Genomic DNA, 24078 nt, shown 5'->3' on the forward strand with positions numbered 1-24078 from the left:
GTGGAATTCAGCGCTTCATCGAACTGAAGAACTCGTCGTTCGACTTGGTGGTCTTCATCTTGTCGAGCAGGAATTCCATCGCGCCGATTTCGTCCATGCCGTGCAGCAGTTTGCGCAGGATCCAGATCTTCTGCAGCAGCTCCGGCTCGATCAGCAGGTCTTCGCGGCGGGTGCCCGAACGGTTGATGTCGATCGCCGGATACACGCGCTTCTCGGCGATACGGCGGTTCAAGTGGACTTCCGAGTTGCCGGTGCCCTTGAACTCTTCGTAGATCACCTCGTCCATCTTGCTGCCGGTGTCGATCAGCGCGGTTGCGATGATCGTCAGCGAGCCGCCTTCTTCGACGTTACGCGCGGCGCCGAAGAAGCGCTTGGGACGGTGCAGGGCGTTGGCGTCGACGCCGCCCGACAGCACCTTGCCCGAGGAGGGCACGACGTTGTTGTAGGCGCGGGCCAGGCGGGTGATCGAGTCGAGCAGGATCACCACGTCCTTCTTGTGTTCGACCAGGCGCTTGGCGCGCTCGATCACCATCTCGGCGACCTGCACGTGGCGCGCGGCCGGTTCGTCGAAGGTCGAGGAGACCACTTCGCCGCGCACCGTGCGCTGCATTTCGGTCACTTCTTCCGGACGTTCGTCGACCAGCAGCACGATCAGGTGCACGTCGGGATGGTTGTGCGTGATCGCGGTGGCGACCTGCTGCATCATCATCGTCTTACCGGCCTTGGGCGGCGAAACGATCAGCGCGCGCTGGCCTTTGCCCTGCGGCGCCATCAGGTCGAGGATGCGGCCGGTGATGTCTTCGGTCGAACCGTCGCCGCGCTCGAGCTTGAACTTGCGGCGCGGGAACAGCGGAGTCAGGTTCTCGAACAGGACCTTGTTCTTCGACGCTTCCAGCGGCTCGCCGTTGATGCTGTCGACGACCGACAGGGCGAAATAGCGTTCGCCGTCCTTCGGGAAGCGGATGCGACCGGACAGATGATCGCCGGTGCGCAGGTTGAAGCGGCGGATCTGGCTGGGCGAGATGTAGGTATCGTCCGGGCCGGCGAGGTAGCTCGCCTCGGCCGCGCGCAGGAAGCCGAAGCCGTCCGGCAGGATTTCCAGCACGCCGTCGGCGGCGACGCCTTCGCCGTGGCGGGTCAACACTTTCAGCAGGGCGAAGATGACGTCCTGCTTGCGCGCGCGGGCGACGCCTTCCTGGATGCTGAGCTGGTCGGCCAGATCCAGCAGCTTCGGCGCCGGCATGCGCTTGAGGTCGCCCAGCGAGTACTGCGGGAAGCCCTCGGGCACCTGCGGGTGCGGGCGCGGGACGAAGTTTTCGCCGTTGCCGTTCTCGAACGAGCCGTCGTCGCCGCCGCGCTGCTGCGGCCGGTTGTTGCGGTCGCGGTCGCGGCGGTTGCGGAAGCGGTCGCGGCGGTTGCCGCCGCGATCGTTGAAGCCGCCGTCGCGCTGCTGGCCCTGATTCTGGCCTTGCTGCTGCGATTGGGGGTTGTTGCCGCCGCCTTCCTGGCCGTTATTGCCCTGCGATGCGGCGGTCTCGGCGGCGCCGGAGGCGGCCGGAGCGAACTCGCCGGCGCTGGCGGCCGGGGCGGGAGCGGGATTCTTGGGAGCACGCGGCGGCGCGGGTTCGGCGGCGGGCGCCGGCGCGACGGGTGCGGGGATCAATGGGCTGGCATCGCTGACTACGGCCGGAGCGGCATCGGCGGATTTGCTGGCGCGCGGTTTACGCACGCGCTTTTCGGCGGTATCGCCAGCGTCGGGGGTCTTATCGGACAAGCGGAGGTTCCTCGCTAAGCGGCGAGCGCTCGCATCGGGCGAGCGGGACGTCAGGGACGTGGGTTGATGATGAGTATCTGGACGGGGTACGGCAGACGGGGTGCGGCGCAGGGACGCGAAGTCCGACGCCGGGTACTGCGAAACTAGCACTGCTGTAGCGTGGCGGCAAGCTTCCCCGGCCATACCGTTCACGTTGCCGGGCAAGGCCCGGAGCGCTTGCGCCCGTGGGGGCGCAAGCATCATGCCGATCCGATGGCAGGCCTCAGATGGCCTTGTCGATCATCTGGGTCAGCAGCGACTTGATGTTCGGCGGCGCGCCCAGCTGGCTGGAGTGCACCTGGCCGTCCTTGAACATCAACAGCATAGGGATGCTGCGCACGTTGTAGCGAACGCCCAGGGACGGGAATTCCTGCACGTCGACCTTGACCACCTTGGCCTTGCCTTCGTACTGCTCGGCGAGCTGCTCCACGATCGGGCCGATCGCTTTGCAGGGGCCGCACCACGGGGCCCAGAAATCGACCAGGACGGGTTCGGACGACTGCAGCACGGTGGCGTCGAAGTTGGAATCGCCAGCATGCAGAATTTTTTCGCTCACGGAGGTCTCCTGCGCGTTGCCCGACCATACGGTTCAGGCTAATCTTGAACGGAATGCCCGGGCAGGCCATGCCGGGCGGGGGCTTACGCTAAACTGGGGCGTTTCGCGGAACCTTCAAGGCCTCAGGCCTCAAAGAAAGCGCCGCGCCACGGCCTCATCGAGTCGGTCTGCCCAGTGCAAAACGGGTGCCGGTTCGGCCCCGGCAGTCTGCTTCGCCGACGCCACCCACGCAAGCGACACCCTACGACGCCGAACCGGCGCGGATCTCCGAAACGCATGAGCGACAAGCCTTTAACCGATATAACGTTTTCCTCCTTCGATCTGCATCCGAGCTTGTTGGCGGGCCTTGAGGCTGCTGGTTTCTCGCGCTGCACGCCGATCCAGGCGCTGACTTTGCCGATCGCGCTGACTGGCCGCGATGTGGCCGGCCAGGCCCAGACCGGTACCGGCAAGACGCTGGCGTTCCTGGTCACGGTGGTCAACCGCCTGCTGACCCGCCCGGCGTTGGCCGAGCGCAAGCCGGAAGATCCACGCGCGTTGATCCTGGCGCCGACCCGCGAACTGGCGATCCAGATCCACAAGGACGCGGTCAAGTTCGGTTCCGACCTGGGCCTGAAGTTCGCCCTGGTCTATGGCGGCGTGGATTACGACAAGCAGCGCGAACTGCTGCAGAAGGGCGCCGACGTCATCATCGCCACGCCCGGCCGCCTGATCGACTACGTCAAACAGCACAAGGTCGTGTCCTTGCACGCTTGCGAGATGTGCGTGCTCGACGAAGCCGACCGCATGTTCGATCTGGGTTTCATCAAGGACATCCGCTTCCTGCTGCGGCGCATGCCGATCCGCACCGAACGCCAGACCTTGCTGTTCTCGGCCACGCTGAGCCATCGTGTGCTCGAGCTCGCCTACGAGCACATGAACGAGCCGGAAAAGATCGTCGTCGAAACCGAGTTCATCACCGCCGCCAAGGTGCGCCAGAAGGTGTACTTCCCGGCCGACGAAGAAAAGATTCCGCTGCTGCTGGGCCTGCTGTCGCGCAGCGAAGGCGCGCGCACGATGGTGTTCGTCAACACCAAAGCCTGGGTCGAGCGCGTCGCGCGGTCGCTCGAACGCGGCGGTTACCGGGTCGGCGTGCTGTCGGGCGACGTGCCGCAGAAGAAGCGCGAATCGCTGCTCAACAAGTTCCAGAAGGGCCAGCTCGAAATCCTGGTCGCCACCGACGTGGCCGCGCGCGGTCTGCACATCGACGGCGTCAGCCACGTCTACAACTACGACCTGCCGTTCGACGCGGAAGACTACGTGCACCGCATCGGCCGCACCGCGCGTCTGGGCGCCGAGGGCGACGCGATCAGCTTCGCCTGCGAGCGCTATGCGATGAGCCTGCCGGACATCGAGGCCTACATCGAGCAGAAGCTGCCGACCTTGCCGGTCGATGCCGAACTGCTGGTCGCCCTGCCGCGCAAGCCGCGCGAGATTCCGGCCGGCGAAGAAGGCGAGGACGATAACGAAAGCATCGGCTCGATCTTCAAGGAAGCGCGCGAGCAGCGCGCCGCCGACGATGCGCGTCGCGGCATCACCAGCCGAGGCGGTCGCAGCGGTGGTCCCGGCGGCAGCCGCAGCGGCGGTCGCAGCGAAGGCCGTCGCGATGGCGCGCCGCGCCGTCCGCGCAGTGAAGACGTTGCGCCCAAGCCGGTCGTCGATGCCGCCGCCGGCGAAGCCGCGCCGGCGCCAGCGCCGCGTCCGCCGCGCAAGCCGCGGGTGGAAGGCGAAGCGCCGGTGGCCGGTGCTTCGGTCGCGCCGCAGGGCGCCGAGGGCGAGCGCGCGCCGCGCAAGCGCCGTCGTCGCCGCGGTGGCCGCAAGATCGAAGGCGCCGAGGGCGCGAGCGTGGCTCAGGCCGCCAGCCCAGCGACTTCGGTCTCCAAGCCGGCCGCGAACAAGCCCGCGTCGAGCAAGCCCGCGCCGAGCAAGCCGGCCACCGCGCCGGCCGCCGCCGCGGGCGAAGCCAAGCCGTCGCTGTTGGGCCGCATCGGCCGCAAGCTCAAGTCGCTGGTGGCGCGTCCGCCGCGCACGCAGCACTGAGTCCAGGCAGGGTCGGCGAAGCGGCATAGCGGTTCGCCGTGTCGCATCGGATGCATCGAGGGCCCCGTCGGGGCCCTCTTGCGTTGAGCGACTTCAGCGCACTGCCGCGATACGGCCTGGCCCCCCGCGTTCGCGAGGACGACAGCCAACGGCAGCAACGTCCTGTCGCGTTTACCGCCGCCGGCTGCGGGCCGAGGGCGTTCACTTGCGACGTCGGACGTCGGGCAATGGGCCGGGCCGGGCCGCGTATCCGCGCGCCGGCGGGTGCGGCTGCCGGCTTGAGGGCCCCGGAACGGGTGCGTCCGCGGGCGGGCCGGTCGTTGCCGTCGCGACGGTTTGCGTGCGGCCGCGGCGACCGCAGCGCGAACATGGGCCGAACGCGAGCGCCGAAACGTGATGCTTTCCGGCGATTCGCTCTGCGATACTTCCGGCCATGACCGTATTGCGCTTCGACAACGTCAGCAAACGCTACAGCAGCGGCCACGAAGCCCTGAGCGAAGTCAGCTTCGAAGTGGCGCCGGGCGAGATGCTGTTCGTCACCGGCCATTCCGGCGCCGGCAAGAGCACGCTGCTCAAGCTCATCCATCTCAGTGAGCGGCCGAGTCGCGGCGCGGTGCTGTTCGGCGAACGCAACCTGGTCAAGGTCGGCGGGCGCAGGATCGCGCTGCATCGGCGCGAGGTCGGGGTGGTGTTTCAGGATCACCGCCTGCTGGCCGATCGCAGCGTCGCCGACAACGTCGCGCTGCCGCTGCTGTTGCGCGGCCTGCGCCGCGGCGACATCGGCCGGCGCGTGCGCGCGACGCTGGACAAGGTCGGTCTGGGCGCGCGCGCCTCGGCGTTGCCGGGCGAGCTGTCGGCCGGCGAGCAGCAGCGCGTGGGCATCGCCCGCGCGATCATCGGCGAACCGCGGCTGCTGGTCGCCGACGAGCCCACCGGCAATCTGGATCCGACCTTGTCGGCCGAAATCATGGCCTTGTTCCAATCGCTGCCCGAGCGCGGCACCAGCGTGCTGGTGGCCAGTCACGACCTGGCCCTGGTCAAGCGCATGAAGAAGCGCGTGCTGGTGCTCAATCACGGCCGCCTGGTCGACGACATCGCTCCCGAGGATCTGGCCGAATGAGCAGCCCCGCAAACATCGGCCCGGCGCAGCGCGATGAAGCCGCGGTCGAATCGGCCTCGCAATCGCGTCTGGGTGTGTGGTTCGACCATCACCTCTACAGTCTGGTCGCCAGCGTCGGCCGCTTGCTGCGCAAGCCTTGGGCGACCTTGTTGACCATCGGCGTGATGGCGGTGGCGCTGGCGCTGCCGCTGGGCCTGTGGGCGAGCTTGAACAACGTCGAGCGCTTCGCCGGCGACGTGCAGCGTTCGCGCCAGATCAGCGTGTTCCTCAAGCCAGAGATCAAGCTCGAACGCGCCCGCGCGCTGGCCGAGGAACTGCGCGCCCGCGCCGAAGTCGGCGGCGTGGAGCTGCGCACGCCCGAGCAGGGACTCGCCGATCTGCGCGAGAAAAGCGGGCTGGGCGAGACCCTGTCGTCGATCGAAGGCAATCCGCTGCCGAGCCTGCTGGTGGTGACGCCCAAGGGCGATGAACTGGCGCTGGCCCAGACCCTGGGCGAACTGGCCGAGGCCGACGTGGTCCAGCACGACGCCGGTTGGCGCCAGCGCCTGGACGGCTGGTTGCGATTCGGCTCGCGCCTGGCCTGGGTGCTGGCGGTGATGCTGGGCCTGGGCGCGCTGCTGGTGGTCGGCAATACCGTGCGCCTGGACATTCAGTCGCGGCGCGAGGAAATCGGGGTGTTGCAATTGCTCGGAGCCACCGACGGATTCATCCGCCGGCCGTTCCTGTACCTGGGCGCCTGCTATGGGCTGGCCGCCGGCGCGGTGGCGTTGGCCTTGCTGACTGCCGCCGAACACAGCCTGCATGAGCCGCTGACCGCGCTTGCGGTCAGCTACGGCAGCCATTTCGAGCTGCAGGGCTTCGGCCCGCTGCAGGCGCTGCAGATTCTCGCCGGCGCCGCCGCGCTGGGCTGGCTCGGCGCGGGCGTGGTGACTGGACACTATCTGCGCCAGAGCCGCGCCGGGCAGGGCTGAGCAGAGCAGGGCTGAGCGCAGGCCGCCGCACGTAACCCGCGAGGTCTCTGTGGGAGGGGCTTCAGCCCCGACGCTTTCCGATCTGATCGCAACGGGCTGCAAGGCGACCTGAGCGGAAGCGTCGGGGTGAAGCCCCTCCCACAAAACCACCCAGCCTGCAGGCGCTCGGCAGGCACCCTCTCGGCAGGCTCAGCCCCACCCGAGAGCTGCGACCGCCTCCGCCTGCCCCGAACCTGCCTCACAACTCGACGCAAGGCCGCTCCCGCCGACACGCGGTTGCCATGATGGTGCGCAAGGCTCGGAATCCGGACCTGCTTGCGCCTAGAATCTTAATCCCCTGCATGATCCGCACTCCGTTCCGCGCCGGCGCCTGGCGCCGCCGGTTTCCGCGTCGCCGAGACGGTACTGTCCCCGTATGCAAAGCCAGAACCTGCGTCACTTCGATAACACCGCACCGCGCGTGATGGTGGTCGACGGCTCCCGGCTGGTGCGCAAGCTGATCGCCGACGTGCTGGTGCGCGAGCTGCCCAACACGCGCATCGTCCAGTGCGGCAGCATCGTCGAGGCCAAGGTCGCGCTGGATCACGGCGAGGTCGATCTGGTCACCACCGCCCTGGTGCTGCCCGACGGCGACGGCATCGCCCTGGCGCGCGCGGTGCGCGAGGCGGCGACCCAGGCGTATGTGCCGGTGATCGTAGTCTCCGGCGATGCGCAGGCGCATCTGGAATCGCGCCGCTTCACCGAAGACGTTACCGACTATTTCGACAAATCCCTCGGCCCGGCCGCGCTGGCCGAGTTCATTCGCGGCTACGTCCAGCCGCAGCCGATTCCGGGCGCGCGCGTGCTCTACGTCGAAGACAGCCGGGTGGTCGCGGTCGCGACCAAGCGCATGCTCGAGCGCCACGCCTTGCATGTGCTGCATTTCATCGGCGTGGAAGAAGCGCTGGAGCATCTGGAAGCGCATCGCGCCAGCGGCCGCAACGGTGGCGATGCCGGCGCGGATCTGGTACTGACCGACGTGTATTTGAAGGGCGAGCTGGGAGGGAAGGATCTGCTCGCCAGACTGCGTAATGACTTCGCTTACGGCAAGCGTCGTCTGCCGGTTCTGGTGATGACCGGCGACGCCAATCGCGACAACCAGAGCGCGCTGCTGCGCGCCGGCGCCAACGATCTGGTGCTCAAGCCGATCGAAGAGCGCCTGCTGGTCACCAAGACCTTGTTCCAGTTGCGTCTGTCGCGGCTGGTCGAACCGGCCAGCGCGGCGGTGCCGGCATGAGCGACGGCGATCGCGACATCAAGCTGGAGCCTTCGTGGAAACAGCACGTCGGCGATTGGTTCGCGCGCGAGGACATGCACGCGCTTTCGCGCTTTCTGCGCGAGCGCAAGACGGCCGGGGCGCGGATTTTTCCGCCGGGTCCGGAAATCTTCAGCGCGTTCGACGCGACGTCGTTCGATGCGGTCAAGGTCGTGATCCTCGGACAGGATCCGTATCACGGCCAAGGCCAGGCGCATGGCTTGTGTTTCTCGGTACGGCCCGGCGTCCAGGTGCCGCCGTCGCTGGACAATATCTTCAAGGAGATCCATCGCGATCTCGGCATCGCCCGGCCCGATCATGGTTATCTGATGCCATGGGCGCATCGCGGCGTGTTGTTGCTCAACGCCGTGCTCACGGTCGAAGAGGGCCGCGCTGGCGCGCACCAGGGCAAGGGCTGGGAAGGCTTCACCGATCACGTCGTCGACGTGCTCAACCGCGAGCGCGAGGGCCTGGTGTTCCTGCTGTGGGGCAGCTACGCCCAAGCCAAGGGCAAGGTGATCGATCCGCGTCGGCACCGCGTGCTCAAGGCGCCGCACCCCTCGCCGCTGTCGGCGCATCGCGGCTTCATCGGCTGCGGACATTTTTCCGCCGCCAACGAATACCTTTCGCGTCAGGGCGTGGCGCCGATCGACTGGACCCTGCCGGCGCGCAACGCGCTGGACGCGTAAAAAAGGCCCCGGCGGGAAGCAGGGGCCGCAACTACAGCATTCCAGCGCGATACGGAGATGGGTCCGGCGACAGCTCGGCCCCTTTGCACGGGTACGACACGATCGCGTGAGCCGGCCGATGCCATTGAGCGCCGCCGGCTGCTTCCGGCGGCGGGCGTCGGTTCGCGTAGCGACCAGTCCATTCTCTGATCGGAGAATATCAACTCCGGGTGCGGCTATCGCGTACATCCCGGGGTCGGCCTCGTCGGGCCTTGCGTGCCGGCGCTCAGGCTTCTTCTTGATGAGCCATCAAGGTCGCCAGCAGCCCCGCGTCGTCGCTGGCTGATACCGCCAGTACCCGCGCCGACTCGCAGTTGCGACCCAGCACATAGGCATGGCTCATGTTGGCGTCGATGTAGCTGCCTTCGCCGGTCTGCAATACCGCTACATCGTAGAACTCGGTATGCAGCTCGACGACGCCTTCCAGGACGAATACGAACTCTTCGCCCTGGCTGCGCACCAGCGGGCCGAATTCCTTGAGGCTGCGGGCGCGGATCTGGATCACCGACGGAGTCATGCGTTTGCGGCGCAATTCGGTGCACAGAAAGAATGCGTCGTAGTTCTTATCGGTCACCCGCGCCGCATCGCGCATGCGGCCGATGCTGCGCCGCGCCGTGACCGGTCGGGTCGCCGGTGCGTGGGTCTCGGCGAACAGCTCGGACATGCTCAGGTTCAGCCGCTGACTGAGCTGAAGCAACTTGTCGTAGGTCAGCGACAGCCGATCGTGCTCGATCTTGGACAGGGTGGACAGCGGAATGCCGGCGTGCTCGCTCATTTGCTTGAGCGTCCACTGATTGCGTGCGCGCAGTGAGCGCAGCAGGCCGCCGATGGTCGGTTGATGCGACTTCATCCATCTCTCTGGTGGCTGATGAAGGCGGAGCCGGCAGACCTGATCGGAGCGCGCGGCCGGGATCGCCCGGAAGTTCTGAAGCTTGCAAGGCAATGCGGATAGACACCAATCGGGCATCCGAAAGGCAGCCTCGAAGTGCGCTATCGACCTGAGAATAGAGGATTTTTCAGGTCTGAGGATGCGCCACGCCGCTGATGGCGCTTAGTCGATGTCCGGGCGCCCCGCCCAAGCGGCATCAAGTACGCGAAGGCGATTGCCTTCGTGAAACGGTTGTTAGGACTCGTCTGAATTTTGCAGGCGATTTTGTGCCGGTGGACCCAAAAAAACCGGTTTTCGGGTCATTAGTGACGCTTTGCGTCACGTTTCGCGGCCAAGTCAGCGCCTGGTTACTGAAATCGAAGCCCTCCGGAATGTTTCGTCCGGCACAGGATCAGCGTCTATGTCCTGTATGGAGATAATTTTCCGATAAGGGTGTAAGTGGGTGCCATCGTTATGCCATCGGGCCACCCCGCTAGTCGACTTCAGGTTTAGGGGGCGTTGTGACCGTGGATTCCAAATCAGCTGTTCGAGCAGTGCTGCGCCGTGTCGGGCGGTCATTGCTGCTGACGGTCGCAATGACCTGGGCGCTGCCGGCGTTCTCGCAGAATGCGGTCAACCGTGCCTCCGTAACGCCTCCGGACGGGGTGAACAACACCGGTGCGAACTGCAACCGGCCTGGACAAACCTTTGCCAACCCGGTCTGCACCTCGGAGGACAGCGATCCGATCCAACCTCGCTTGACCTTGGTCAAGACGGTAATCAACGACAATCGCGGTACCGCCACGACGGCGGACTTCACGCTGACCGCCACGGGGCCGACGCCGATCAGCGGGACGAGCGGTGCGCCAGCGGTGACCAATACCACGGTGAGTGCGGGGACATACACCCTCACCGAAACCAACCTGGCGCTGTCCAACGGCGTTGACGCAGAGTGCGTCATTATCAATAACGATATCGCTGGGCCCGAAGTAAGCAGCAGTAAATCGTCGGATCCGGCGACCGGCACCACGGTCAATCCGGGCGCGACGATCACCTACACCTTGTCGACCACGGTGACGACGGCGGCGTTGACGTCTGCCTACACCCTGACCGACACGATCAGTGGCGATCAGACGTTCGTTTCGGTGACCAACACCGGTGCGTACACCTGCACGGGCACCGGCCCGGTGGTGTGCACCTTGCCGGCCGGTACTTTGCCGGGCACCTATACGCTGAACTACACCACCACCGTTGACGCCGATGCGTCGGGCACCGTCGGTAACAGCGTCGCCGGCAACGGCGGCGGCGATCCCGATCCGGAATGCACCAACTGCACCACGACCCACACGGTCGCGGCACCGGTGATCAGCAGCAGTAAGTCGTCCGACCCGGCCAGCGACACCACGGTCAATCCGGGTGCGACGATCACCTACACCCTGAGCACCACGATCGGCACGGCGGCGTTGACGTCGGCCTACACCCTGACCGACACGATCAGCGGTGATCAGACGTTCGTTTCGGTGACCGACACCGGTGCGTACACCTGCACCGGCGCCGGTCCGGTGGTCTGCACCCTGCCGGCCGGTACCTTGCCGGGCACCTATACGCTGATCTACACCACCACCGTTGACGCCGATGCGTCGGGCACGGTCGGCAACAGCGTGGCCGGCAACGGCGGTGGCGATCCGGATCCCGAGTGCACCAACTGCACCACGACCCACACGGTCGCATCGCCGGTGATCAGCAGCAGCAAGTCGTCGGATCCGGCGACCGGCACCACGGTCAACCCGGACGCGACGATCACTTACACCCTAAGCACTACGATCGGCACCGCGGCGTTGACGTCCGTCTACACCTTGACCGACACGATCAGCGGTGATCAGACGTTCGTTTCGATGACCAACACCGGCAGCTACACCTGCACGGGCACCGGCCCGCTGGTCTGCACCTTGCCGGCCGGCACCCTACCGGGCACCTATACGCTGACCTACACGGCCACCGTCGACACCGATGCAGCCGGTACGGTCGGTAACAGCGTCGCCGGCAACGGCGGCGGCGATCCCGATCCGGAGTGCGTTACCTGCACCACGACCCACACCGTGGCGTTACCGGTGATCAGCAGCAGCAAGTCGTCCGACCCGGCCAGTGGCACCACGGTTAATCCGGGCGCGACGATCAGCTACACCCTGAGCACCACGATCAGCACGGCAGCGTTGACGTCGATCTACACCCTGACCGACACGATCAGTGGTGATCAGACGTTCGTTTCGATGACCAACACCGGCAGCTACACCTGCACGGGCACCGGCCCGGTGGTGTGCACCTTGCCGGCCGGCACCCTACCGGGCACCTATACGTTGAGCTACACGGCCACCGTCGACACCGATGCGGCCGGTACGGTCGGTAACAGCGTCGCCGGCAACGGCGGCGGCGATCCCGATCCGGAGTGCACCAACTGCACCACGACCCACACGGTCGCATCGCCGGTGATCAGCAGCAGCAAGTCGTCGGATCCAGCGACCGGCACCACGGTCAATCCGGGTGCGACGATCACCTACACCCTGAGCACCACGATCGGCACTGCAGCGCTGACGTCGGCCTACACCCTGACCGACACGATCAGCGGCGATCAGACGTTCGTTTCGGTGACCAACACCGGCAGCTACACCTGCACGGGTACCGGTCCGCTGGTCTGCACCTTGCCGGCCGGCACCCTACCGGGCACCTATACGCTGACCTACACGGCCACCGTCGACACCGATGCAGCCGGTACGGTCGGTAACAGCGTCGCCGGCAACGGCGGCGGCGATCCGGATCCGGAGTGCACCAACTGCACCACGACCCACACGGTCGCATCGCCGGTGATCAGCAGCAGCAAGTCGTCGGATCCAGCGACCGGCACGACGGTCAACCCGGGCGCGACGATCACCTACACTTTGTCGACCACGGTGACGACGTCGGCGTTGACGTCGGTCTACACCCTGACCGACACGATCAGCGGTGATCAGACGTTCGTTTCGGTGACCAACACCGGTGCGTACACCTGCACCGGCACTGGTCCGCTGGCCTGCACCTTGCCGGCCGGTACCTTGCCGGGTACCTATACGCTGAGCTACACGACCACCGTTGATGTCGATGCATCGGGCACGGTCGGCAACAGCGTGACCGGCGACGGCGGTGGCGATCCGGATCCGGAGTGCACCAACTGCACCACGACCCATACGGTCGCATCGCCGGTGATCAGCAGCAGCAAGTCGTCGGATCCTGCGACCGGCACCACGGTCAACCCGGGCGCGACGATCACCTACACCTTGTCGACCACGGTGGCGACGGCGGCGTTGACGTCGGCCTATACCCTGACCGACACGATCAGCGGTGATCAGACGTTCGTTTCGGTGACCAACACCGGCAGCTACACCTGCACGGGTACCGGTCCGCTGGTCTGCACCTTGCCGGCCGGCACCCTACCGGGCACCTATACGCTGACCTACACGGCCACCGTCGACACCGATGCAGCCGGTACGGTCGGTAACAGCGTCGCCGGCAACGGCGGCGGCGATCCGGATCCGGAGTGCACCAACTGCACCACGACCCACACGGTCGCATCGCCGGTGATCAGCAGCAGCAAGTCGTCGGATCCAGCGACCGGCACCACGGTCAATCCGGGTGTGACGATCACCTACACCCTGAGCACCACGATCGGCACTGCAGCGCTGACGTCGGCCTACACCCTGACCGACACGATCAGCGGCGATCAGACGTTCGTTTCGGTGACCAACACCGGTGCATACACCTGCACTGGTAGCGGTCCGCTGGTGTGCACCTTGCCGGCCGGCACCTTGCCAGGCACCTACACGCTGACCTACACCACCACCGTCGATTCCGATGCGGCCGGCACGGTTGGCAACAGCGTGGCCGGCAACGGCGGCGGCGACCCGGACCCCGAGTGCACCAGCTGCATCACGACCCACACCGTGGCGTTACCGGTGATCAGCAGCAGCAAATCGTCGGATCCGGCGACCGGCACCACGGTTAATCCGGGCGCGACGATCACCTACACCTTGTCGACCACGGTGACGACGGCGGCGTTGACGTCTGCCTACACCCTGACCGACACGATCAGCGGCGATCAGACGTTCGGCGGCGTGACCAGCGCGGGCGATTACACCTGCACCGGCACTGGTCCGCTGGTGTGCACCCTGCCGCCCGGTACCTTGCCGGGCACCTACACGCTGACCTACACCACCACCGTTGACGCCGATGCGGCCGGCACGGTCGGTAACAGCGTGACCGGCAACGGCGGCGGCGATCCGGATCCCGAGTGCACCAACTGCACCACGACCCACACGGTCGCATCGCCGGTGATCAGCAGCGGCAAGTCGTCCGACCCGGCGACCGGCACCACGGTCAACCCGGGCGCGACGATCACCTACGCCCTGAGCACCACGGTGGGCACCGCGGCGCTGACGTCCGTCTACACCTTGACCGACACGATCAGCGGCGATCAGACGTTCGGCGGCGTGACCAGCGCGGGCGATTACACCTGCACCGGCACTGGTCCGGTCGTGTGCACCTTGCCGGCCGGTACCTTGCCGGGCACGTATACGTTGAGTTACACGACCACCGTCGACGCCGATGCGGCCGGTACGGTTGGCAACAGCGTGACCGGCAACGGCGGTGGCGACCCCGATCCGGAATGCACCAACTGCACCACCACTCATACGGTCGCATCGCCGGTGATCAGCAGCAGCAAGTCGTCGGATCCGGCGACCGGCACCACGGTCAATCCAGGTGCGACGATCACCTACACCTTGTCGACCACGGTGACGACGTCGGCATTGACGTCCGTCTACACCCTGACCGACACGATCAGCGGTGATCAGACGTTCGGCAGCGTGACCAACACCGGAAGCTACACCTGCATGGGCACCGGTCCGCTGACCTGCACCTTGCCGGCCGGTACCCTGCCGGGCACCTACACGCTGAGCTACACCACCACCATCGATGCCGATGCGTCGGGCACAGTCGGTAACAGTGTCGCCGGCAACGGTGGCGGCGATCCCGATCCGGAATGCACCAGTTGCACCACGAGCCACACAGTTGCATCGCCGGTGATCAGCAGCGGTAAGTCGTCGGATCCGGCCAGCGGCACCACGGTCAATCCGGGTGCGACGATCACCTACACCTTGTCGACCACGGTGACGACGTCGGCGCTGACGTCGGTCTACACCCTGACCGACACGATCAGCGGCGATCAGACGTTTGGCAGCGTGACCAACACCGGCAGCTACACCTGCACCGGTATCGGTCCGCTGATTTGCACCTTGCCGGCCGGCACCCTGCCGGGCACCTATACGTTGACCTACACCACCACCGTCGACGCCGATGCGTCGGGCACGGTGGGCAACAGCGTGACCGGCAACGGCGGTGGCGACCCGGACCCGGAATGCACCAACTGCACCACGAGCCACACGGTCGCTGAGCCGGTGATCGTCAGCAGCAAATCGTCCGACCCGGCGACCGGCACCACGGTCAACCCGGGCGCGACGATCACCTACACTTTGTCGACCACGGTGACGACGTCGGCGTTGACGTCGGTCTACACCCTGACCGACACGATCAGCGGCGATCAGACGTTCGGCGGCGTGACCAGCGCGGGCGATTACACCTGCACCGGCACCGGTCCGCTGGTGTGCACCCTGCCGCCCGGTACCTTGCCGGGCACCTATACGCTGAGCTACACCACCACCGTTGACGCCGATGCGTCGGGCACCGTCGGTAACAGCGTCGCCGGCAACGGCGGCGGCGATCCCGATCCGGAGTGCGTTACCTGCACCACGACCCACACCGTGCTGGTCGAACCCGCGCTGACCTTCACCAAGACCGCGGGCGCACCGACGACGAACCTGGGTGCCAATGCGTCCGTGACCGATGCCGGCGACACGATCGGCTACACCTTCGTGATCACCAACACCGGCAACGTGAACCTCATCGATGTTCGGGTGAACGACGCCAGGTTGGATGTTCCGGCGGTGTGCGGCGTCACGACCCTGGCGCCGAACGAAAGCACCACCTGCACCGGCACCCACACCATCACCCAGGACGAAGTGAACGCGGGTACGTCGGACAATACGGCCACCGCCACCGGTACGCCGCCGAGCGGCTCGCCGATCACCTCGGAGCCGGCCTCCACCCAGACCCCGCTGCCGCGCAACGGCGAGCTGCGTTCGATCAAGGCGATGACCGCCAACGCCGACGAAGACGCCAGCGGCTCGGTCACGGTGGGCGACACCCTGACCTACGCGATCACCGTTACCAACATCGGTAACGTCGATCTCAACAACGTCGTGGTGGCCGACAACAAGATCACGCCGAACACGACCACCTGCGCGATCGTGGTGCCGGGTGCGACCTGCGTGCTGACCGGTACCTACCGGGTCACGCCGGCCGACGCCAATGCGGGCACGATCCGCAACACCGCCACCGTGGTCGATACGCCTCCGCCGGGTGGTGCCGCTGTGTGTCCGAGCGGTTCGGCCGATCCGAAGTGCAACCCAAGCGTCGATGTACCGGTGGTCCAACAGCCGAACTTGGCCTCGATCAAGGCGATGACCGCCAATGCCGACGAAGACGGCGACGGGCGGGTGAGCGTGGGCGATACCTTGACCTACACCATCACCGTCACCAACACCGGCAATGTCGATCTGACCGATGTGGTCGTAAGCGACGACAAGATCACGCCGAACACGATCACCTGCGCCAGCGTGGCGCCGACCGGCACCTGCGTGCTGAGCGGCACCTACAAAGTCGTCCAGTCCGATGCCGACACCGGTTCGGTGGCGAACACCGCGACGGTGATCACCACCACGCCGAACGCCTGTCAGTCCGGTTCGACCGAAGCGCGTTGCCGCCCGAGCGTCACCGTGACGATCGAGGCGCGTCCGGCGGTGGCTATTGTCAAGGTCGCGACCCTGACCGTGGACGAAGGCACCCAGGGCGTCGGCAACGTCGGCGATGTGATCACCTACGCGGTGCGCATCACCAACACTGGCAACGTCACCCTCAGCGAAATGGCAACGCGCGACGTGTTGGAGGGCTATCCGGCCACGACGTTGAACTGCGCCACCAACACGTTGGCGCCGGGTCAAAGCACCGACTGCAATCCGTACACCCATGCCATCACCCGCGAGGAGGCTAATGCCGGCGGAACCCTGGACAATCTCGTCACGGTGACCGCGCGCTATGGCAGTAACGGCGGTGGCTCGGCCAGCGGTACGGCCACGGCCGAGGCCCTCGCGGTCATGCGGGTCGAGCCGGAATCGGCCAGCGATCTGTTCGTGACCAAACAAGCCAATCCGCGCGACGTGAAGATCGGCGATCTGGTGCGTTACACGCTCACGATCAAGAACATCGGCCAGGTCGACACCACCGATGCGACGTTGACCGATACGCCGCCGGCCGGATTCACCCTGGTCGAGGGCAGCGTGCAGGTCGCCGATCGCGACGGCGCCGGTCGCCAGGTCGGCAGTCACCCGATCAAGGTCGATCAGATCGACATCCAGGCCGGCGAAAGCGCGACCGTGATGTATCTGATGCGGGTCGGGGCCGGTGTGCGCCCGGGTGTCCATGTCAATCGCGCCTATGCCGAAGACAGCGGCAAGCGTTCGAACGAGGCGACCGCCCAGGTCCAGTTGATCGCCGATCCCTTGCTCGACGAATCCCTGCTGATCGGCACGGTGTTCGACGACCGCGATCAGGATGGCTGGCACGATCCGGCCGAATTGAGCAAGGTGCGGGTGCAGGGCGGCTTCGCGGCCGACACCTACCTCGCCGACTCGACCACGGTCGATCGCGGCGACGGCTCCAAGCCCGAGCCCGATGCGAGCTCGCCGATGCTGCACGGCATCGAGTTGGGCAAGATCAGCGCGCGTCAGTCCGAGGCCGATCCGGTCGCCGACCACACCGTGGTAATCAGCCAGGTGCTGCGCGAGCCGAGGTTCGACGACAACTTCGTCTTGACCACGGCGCAGGGAGTCACCCTGCGCATGGATGCTGCGGGCAACACCCGCAGCGAGCTCAGCGGCGATGCGGCCAAGGGCCTGACCGGGGCGCAGCCCAAGGTCGAGCGCAAGGTCGCCCAGACCGCCGACGGCTACCGCGTCGACTACCTCGTGAGCAATCACGGTATCGAAGAGCGCGGCATACCCGGTGTGCGCATCGCATCGGTGGAAGGTCTGCTGATCGAAACCGACCAGTTCGGCCGCTATCACCTGGAGGGCGTGGCGGGCGGTCCGTGGGAACGCGGCCGCAACTTCATCCTCAAGGTCGATCCGGCCACCTTGCCGCCGGGCGCGACGTTCACCACCGACAACCCGTTGGTGCGCCGTCTGACCCCGGGCATCCCGGTCCGCTTCGATTTCGGCGTCAAGCTGCCGCCGGGCGAAATCCCCGGCAAGCAGGAGCAGGTCGAGATGCGCATCGGCGAAGTGTTGTTCGCGCCGGGCAGTGCGGACGTCACGCCGCAGTACCTGTCCGCGATCGAGAACATGGCGTTGAAGATCAAGCAATACGGCGGGGGCGAGATCGTCATCACCGCCAACGGCGAGAACGAGACGCTGGCGATGGATCGGGCCCTGGCGGTGCGCAAGTCGCTGGAAACCCGGGTCGATCCGCAACTGTTCAAGACCTTGCAGATCAGCGTGCGCACCGATCCGCAGGATCCGGCGACGATGGTGGTCGGCTTCGCGCAGTGGCCGGTGCTCGGCACGGTGTTGTTCGACACCGACAAGGCGACGATCAAGCCCAAGTACCTGCCGGTGATCGCCAAGGTCGCCGCAGCGCTGGAGCAACTGCGCGGGACCCGCGTGATCCTGACCGGCCACACCGACCTGCGCGCATCGGACGAGTACAACGTCGCGCTCGGCATGCGCCGCACCCGGGCCGTGTTCGAGGCGATCGTCGCCCACGCAAGTCCAGAACTGCGCCAGCACTTGCGCGTCGACATCAGCAACGACCCGGCAGCCCCTGCCGATAAGCCGGGCAAGTGAGGGGGCCTGCCATGAAAATGAAACTGCTCGATTACACCCTGATCTGCATCCTCGGCGGCTTGGCCAATGTCGCCGGCGCGCAAACCCGCGCGCCGGCGGCGGTCCAGCCCGCGACGCAGCCGAACACCGCGCCGGCTTCGACGCGGAACCCCGATGAGGTCGACTGCGACGCCGCCGGTTGCGAAAGCGACCAGGGCGTGCTGTTTGAACTGCGCACCCGCGGCGAGCGTCAACCCTCCACGCGCGGAACCTCCGAACGCTCGTCGTCGGACGTCCTGCAGCCCGATCGCCGGGTGACGATCGAGGCCGAGGACACCCAGTCGGCCTGGCAACAGGCGCCGGTTCCGGGCAAGGCGGTGGTGGTCGGCAAGTGGTCGATGCAACTGCCGGGCGGCGGCGTGATCTGGGCGACCGAGGATCCCAACCTCGGCCGCGCGGAAATGACCGTGTCCGCACCGTCGCTGATCGCCTACGACGGCAGCAAGATCGTCAAGCCGGTGCGCTTCTACGCGTACAACAACTATGCGGCGTTCATCAAGCGCTCGCAGGTGCTGATCTATCGCGCCAGCGATTCCGATCTGGTCCGGCCGATCGCGACCCTGGACCTGCCGCGGGCGTCGGTCAGCGATATCGAATGGGACGGCGCCTTGCCGGCCGATCTGAAGCTGCGCGCGTCCGACGAACTGATCTACATCGTCCGCGCGCATGGCGAAGACGGCAGCTACGACGAAACCTTCCCGCGGCGCATGCAACTGGTCAAGCCCGAAGAGGCCGAGCGGGGCGCACGGATCCTGCGCGATGCCGCGCAGAAGCAACTCGGCACCTCGTTGAGCCTGGAGGACGCCGAGCAGCGCAGCCAGGTCGACAGCATCTTCGGCCAGGACAATCTGCGTCAGCAGAACATCCCGATCTACGGGTCGCGCGTGCGCCTGCAGGGGCGCAACATTCCCGACGGCGCCTCGATCAAGATCAACGGCCGCGGCCATCCGGTCGATCTGGAGCGCAAGCTGGTCGCCGAGTACCTTGTGCCGGTCGGCCAGCACCGTTTCGAGATCGAGGTCGGCGGCCGCAAGGACGAGCCCGCGCTGCGTCACGCGATCAATGTCGACGTCACCGGCCGCTACATGTTCGCCGTCGCGCTGGCCGACTTCACCGCATCCAAGACTCACGCCAGCGGATCGGTCGAGCCGGTGGCCGGCGACGACCGCTTCGACGACGGGTTTCTGATCGACGGACGTCTGGCCTTCTATTTGAAGGGCAAGGTGCGCGGCAAGTATTTGGTCACCGCACAGGCCGATACCCAGGAACGCGAGATCAGCGAGCTGTTCAACGGCTTCTGGGACGCCGATCCGCAGGATGTGTTCCGTCGTCTCGATCCGGACCAGTACTACCCGGTCTACGGCGACGACTCGGTCACCTATCGCGACGTCGATACGATGGGTCGGCTGTACCTGCGCGTGGACTGGGACAAGAACCAGGCCCTGTGGGGCAATTTCGATACCGGCATCACCGGTACCGAGTACGCTCATTACAGCCGTTCGCTGTACGGCGGCGCCTTCGACTGGCGCAGCCGTCGCACCACCGCGATCGGCGATGCCGGAACGCAGTTGCGGGTGTTCGGTTCGCAGGCGCAGACCGCGCCTGGCCACAGCGAACTGATCGGCACCGGCGGGCGTCTGTACTACCTCAAGCACGGCGACGTGCTGCCGGGATCGGAGAAACTCAGCGTCGAAGTGCGCGATCCGACCACCGGTCGGGTCGAGAAGCGGGTCGATCTCGTGCGTGGAGCCGATTACGAAATCGACGAGCTGCAAGGCCGCGTTCTGCTCGACAAGCCGCTGTCGCAAGTCTCGCGCGACGGCCCCCGCACCCTGACCCACGACACCCCGCTGGACGGCTATCAGCAAGTCCTGCTGGCCGACTACGAGTACGTGCCCGACGGCTTCGACGCCGACGACGTATCGACGGGGTTCCGCGGCAAGCATTGGTTCGGCGATCACGTTGCGGTGGGCGGCACCTACGTCGATGAAAAGCGTTCCGGCGAGGACTACAGCCTCAAGGGCGCCGACGTCACCCTGCAGGCCGGCCGCGGCACTTATCTGAAGCTGGAACAAAGCCAGACTCAGGCGACCAGCGCGCCGGTCTTCTTCTCCGACAACGGCGGCCTGAGCTTCACCGAACTCAATTCCGGTTTGAAGGACCGCGAAGGCAAGGCGCGTTCGGTCGAAACCAGGGCCAACTTCCGCGAGCTGGGATGGACCGAACTGGATTGGAGCGCGGGCGCCTGGTGGCGCAAGGTCGACGAAGGCTACTCGATCTCGCGTTACGACACCGGACTGCCGATCGAGGAACGCGGCTTCGAGTTCTTCGGCGAACTCACTCCGGCCGTGCGCGTGTTCGGTCGCTACAGCGTGGCCGAGCGTGGCGAGGAGTCGCTGACCCAGGCCCAACTCACCGGCGAGTGGCGTCTCAACGACGACATCAGCCTCAGCGGTGAAGTGCGCCGCGTGCAGGAGCGGCGTCTGACCGCCGATTCCAGCGGTGTGTTGGCCGCGCTGGAATACCGGCAGCTGGTGGGTACTCAACTGGAGCTGTTCGGCACCGCTCAGGTCACCGTCGACGACGATCATGGCCAATACGACGACAACGACGCCCTGAGCGTCGGCGCCAAGTATTTGTTCGGCGACCTGTCCAGCGTGGGCGCCGAGCTCACCACCGGCGATCGCGGCGACGCGGCCAAGGTCAATGCCGAGTATCGGCTGGCGCCCGATCACAGCTTGTACGGCGCCTACACTTACTCGACCGATACCAACGATCACGACCCGCTGTTCAACGATCGTCTCAACACCGGTTGGACCTTGGGCCAGCGCTGGCGTCTGTCGAATCAGGTCAATCTGTTCAACGAAAGCCAGTTCCTCAAAGCGCCCAATGAATCCGGCCTGGCGCATACCTACGGCATGGACTTCTATCCAGGCGAGGGTTGGAACCTGGGCTTCACCCTGCAGGAGGCGAGCCTGGATCGGACCGCCGGGTTGGGACAGGTCGACCGCCGCGCTGTCAGCCTCAGCGGCGGGCGAAATTCGGTCGATACCCAGTGGTCGAGCAAGCTGGAATGGCGGCGCGACACCGGCGCGGAACGACGCGAGCAGTGGACCTCGAGCAATCGGTTCTTGCACAAGCTCAGCGACGGTTTCCGTATCGCCGGGCGCCTGAACTATTCGCAGACCCGCGACCGGATCGATCGCAACGCCGGCGCCAAGTTCGTCGAAGGCAACGTCGGTTTCGCCTGGCGTCCGTACGACAGCACCCGTTTGGCGTTGCTGGGCAAGTACACCTTCTTGTACGACGTGTCGGCCTTGCAACAGGTCGGCCCGAACATCGCCAATTACGATCAGCGCAGTCAGGTACTCGCGTTCGAGGGCATCTACAACGCGAACCACCGCTGGGAATTCGCCGGCAAGCTGGCGCGGCGGGTCGGTGAGGTGCGGTTCGGCCGGCTGCAAGGCGAATGGGCCGATTCGTCGACCACCTTCGCCGCGGTGCAGGCGCGTTACGAGCTCAAGGAGGTCTGGCACGGCCTGGCCGAGTATCGCTGGCTGGACGTGCGCGACGGCGGCAGCAAGCGGGGTTTTCTGCTCGGTATCGATCGCGATATCGGCAAGAACTTCCGCGTCGGCGTGGGCTACAACTTCACCGATTTCAGCGACGACCTGACCAACTTCGACCGCGACCACCGGGGCTGGTTTCTCAATATGGTCGGCAGCTACTGATGGCCGGGTGTGTGTCCGTGAAGACGCCCGCGTTGCGATGGTAGAAGTGGCCGGCCGGAACGCTCAATGCGTGTTCCGGCAGGCGGCGCCAGGCGGTGATGAGGTGCGCTGGGATGTAGAACTTGGAGCATGGGCGGAGTGTTCAACATGGACGGAATTAGAGACAGCCGTGATGAGCGTTGCGTTGTTGGGTCGAACCGGTTTCATCGGCGAGACTTTTTGATCAGGTCAGTCAACAAACGAGGTGCAGAATGAAAGAGACCAGGCGTCGCATGACGCTCAATCTGGCCGGTAGCGAGATGCAGTTCCTCGAAGAACTGTGTGTACGCAAGGGCGTCAGCAAGACCGCGGCGATTCGACAGGCCTTGCGCCTGTATCAGGTGGTCGAGGATCGGGCCGATAAGGGCAAGAAGATGTTTTTCGTCGACAACAGCACTAAGGAGCGTTCGGAGTTGATGCTGCTCTGACGCGCTCTGCCGTTCTGCCGCATACCGGAAGATGCGGTGGCATGGCATCAGGGAAACAACGCGCCGCGTTCGGCGACCGCATCAGACGGACGGGACCGCTCAGGCGCGATCGGTCGGGCTCGATCAGACGATTGCAGGCTATCAGCGTTGATTCGATTGCCGGCTGTCCGATCGGGAGATGCTGGTTTCGGGTACAACGATACGGGTACAACGATATCGGTAGCCTAAGGTTCGATTCAGGTGTGCGCCTGAGTGGAGCCAAGGTCGCCGCCAGTGAGGCAAGAGCGGTCGAGGCCGCTTGTCCGCAGATCCAGCGCGTCGTCTGTTGCCGCGTCACGCCGCCGTCGTGGCCGTCGACGCGAAGCTCAGGCGCGTTCAGTCGTCTTGCAACATGTTTTACCTGTTGGATCGTCGCCTGACGGCCACGATCACGACGCCAACGATGGCGAACGTGCCACCTGCGCACTAACGAAAGAACTCGCGCAGAGCCGCTCCCGCGTCGTGCAGACTGGTAACGGCGTCGGCCGGCGGCGACAGTAGCCCGAAGCGGCATTGCGGCAACGATGGCAGTCGAGGGGAGTGAGCGATCGCCAGCCCCGGCCCGATCGCCGATGCATTGAGACAGCCCAGACCCAGCCCGGCGCGCAGCGCCGCCTGCACGCCGGCGACGCCGCTGCCGGTGTGGGCGATGCGGTAGCCGGTGCCTTGGCGTTGCAGGCGCCGCACCGCGGTCTGGTGCAGGCTGCAACTGGGCGGCAGCAGCACCAGCGGCAACTCGGACTCGCGCCGCAGATCCAGTCCGGGCGTGGCGACCCAGGCCAACGGTTCCTCCCGCAGCCAGGCGACATTCGAAGAGCCGCGACCGCGTCGCGGGCCGTTGTCTATCTCCATCGTCAGCGCCAGGTCGTAACTGCCCTCGGCGTGACCCTGGGCCAGCGCCGCGCTCTGGCCCACATGCACCTGCAAGCGCAGATGCGGGCAGTGACGGCCCAGGTGGGCGAGCAGGCCGGCGATCTCGTCGGGACGGAAATAATCGCTGATGGCCAGACGCACCTCGGCCCGTCGCGGCTCGTTGCGGACGTCGTGCAACGCCAGTTCACCCAACGCCAGCAGGTGTCGGGCGTGGCCGATCAGGCGCTCGCCGGCCGGGGTCGGCGACACGCCGTTGCGCGAGCGCAGCAGCAACGCCGCGCCGGTCGCCGCTTCGAGTTTCTGGATCTGCTCGCTGATCGCCGATTGCGAACGGAACACCCGCCCCGCGCCACCGGAGATACTGCCGGCCTCGGCGACGGCGACGAACGCACGGAGTTGTTCCAGGTCCAGGCTGCGCATTGCGGCTCCTGCTATCGGCTTAACCGATGGATA

12 protein-coding genes are annotated in these 24078 nt (G+C 66.1%); 8 read left to right on the forward strand and 4 right to left on the reverse strand.

The features are described 5' to 3' along the window. Window positions 1–7 precede the first annotated feature (7 nt). Window positions 8–1774: a transcription termination factor Rho gene (gene rho, locus ACTOWJ_RS09330; protein WP_441334324.1), complete on the reverse strand. Its 1767-nt coding sequence runs from the start codon at window positions 1772–1774 to the stop codon at window positions 8–10. A 262-nt stretch (window positions 1775–2036) separates the two neighbouring features. Next, the gene (gene trxA / locus ACTOWJ_RS09335; protein WP_441334325.1) at window positions 2037–2369 is read right to left on the reverse strand and encodes a thioredoxin; all 333 of its coding nucleotides are present in this window, start codon (window positions 2367–2369) and stop codon (window positions 2037–2039) included. A 276-nt stretch (window positions 2370–2645) separates the two neighbouring features. Between trxA and rhlB the strand changes: the two genes are divergently transcribed. The 5 genes from rhlB (at window position 2646) to ung (ending at window position 8522) form a co-directional block, all read left to right on the forward strand. Continuing rightward, on the forward strand, window positions 2646–4448 hold the full coding sequence (rhlB, locus tag ACTOWJ_RS09340) for an ATP-dependent RNA helicase RhlB (protein ID WP_441334326.1): 1803 nt from the start codon (window positions 2646–2648) through the stop codon (window positions 4446–4448). 433 nt (window positions 4449–4881) lie between these two features. Continuing rightward, entirely contained in the window at window positions 4882–5568 is a 687-nt protein-coding gene (gene ftsE, locus ACTOWJ_RS09345; RefSeq protein WP_441334327.1) for a cell division ATP-binding protein FtsE, read from the forward strand. Further along, the gene (gene ftsX, locus ACTOWJ_RS09350; protein ID WP_441334328.1) at window positions 5565–6539 is read left to right on the forward strand and encodes a permease-like cell division protein FtsX; all 975 of its coding nucleotides are present in this window, start codon (window positions 5565–5567) and stop codon (window positions 6537–6539) included. Before ftsE ends, ftsX begins: the two co-directional genes overlap by 4 nt. Window positions 6540–6954: 415 nt before the next feature. Next, the gene (locus ACTOWJ_RS09355; RefSeq protein WP_441334329.1) at window positions 6955–7815 is read left to right on the forward strand and encodes a response regulator; all 861 of its coding nucleotides are present in this window, start codon (window positions 6955–6957) and stop codon (window positions 7813–7815) included. Next, window positions 7812–8522 carry a uracil-DNA glycosylase gene (gene ung, locus ACTOWJ_RS09360; RefSeq protein WP_441334330.1) on the forward strand — a complete coding sequence of 237 codons (711 nt, stop codon included), beginning with the start codon at window positions 7812–7814 and terminating at the stop codon, window positions 8520–8522. The genes ACTOWJ_RS09355 and ung overlap by 4 nt, the downstream gene beginning before the upstream one ends. 265 nt (window positions 8523–8787) lie before the next feature. Here ung and ACTOWJ_RS09365 read toward each other — a convergent pair whose 3' ends face one another. After that, a complete protein-coding gene (locus ACTOWJ_RS09365) occupies window positions 8788–9411 on the reverse strand; it encodes a helix-turn-helix domain-containing protein (RefSeq protein WP_441334331.1) in 624 nt (207 codons plus the stop codon). Between the two features lie 614 nt (window positions 9412–10025). Between ACTOWJ_RS09365 and ACTOWJ_RS09370 the strand changes: the two genes are divergently transcribed. The 3 genes from ACTOWJ_RS09370 (at window position 10026) to ACTOWJ_RS09380 (ending at window position 22713) form a co-directional block, all read left to right on the forward strand. Beyond that, window positions 10026–18476 carry a DUF7507 domain-containing protein gene (locus ACTOWJ_RS09370; RefSeq protein ID WP_441334332.1) on the forward strand — a complete coding sequence of 2817 codons (8451 nt, stop codon included), beginning with the start codon at window positions 10026–10028 and terminating at the stop codon, window positions 18474–18476. A gap of 11 nt (window positions 18477–18487) precedes the next feature. Beyond that, window positions 18488–22246 carry a hypothetical protein gene (locus ACTOWJ_RS09375; RefSeq protein WP_441334333.1) on the forward strand — a complete coding sequence of 1253 codons (3759 nt, stop codon included), beginning with the start codon at window positions 18488–18490 and terminating at the stop codon, window positions 22244–22246. Window positions 22247–22497: 251 nt separating this feature from the next. Continuing rightward, window positions 22498–22713, forward strand: coding sequence for a transcriptional regulator (locus tag ACTOWJ_RS09380; RefSeq protein ID WP_036110112.1), 216 nt, complete (start codon window positions 22498–22500; stop codon window positions 22711–22713). Between the two features lie 465 nt (window positions 22714–23178). Here ACTOWJ_RS09380 and ACTOWJ_RS09385 read toward each other — a convergent pair whose 3' ends face one another. Further along, window positions 23179–24045 carry a LysR family transcriptional regulator gene (locus ACTOWJ_RS09385; protein WP_441334334.1) on the reverse strand — a complete coding sequence of 289 codons (867 nt, stop codon included), beginning with the start codon at window positions 24043–24045 and terminating at the stop codon, window positions 23179–23181. Window positions 24046–24078: the final 33 nt, after the last annotated feature.

This window comes from Lysobacter sp. CA199 (genome assembly GCF_052078715.1).
In the GTDB taxonomy this organism is placed as follows: domain Bacteria; phylum Pseudomonadota; class Gammaproteobacteria; order Xanthomonadales; family Xanthomonadaceae; genus Lysobacter.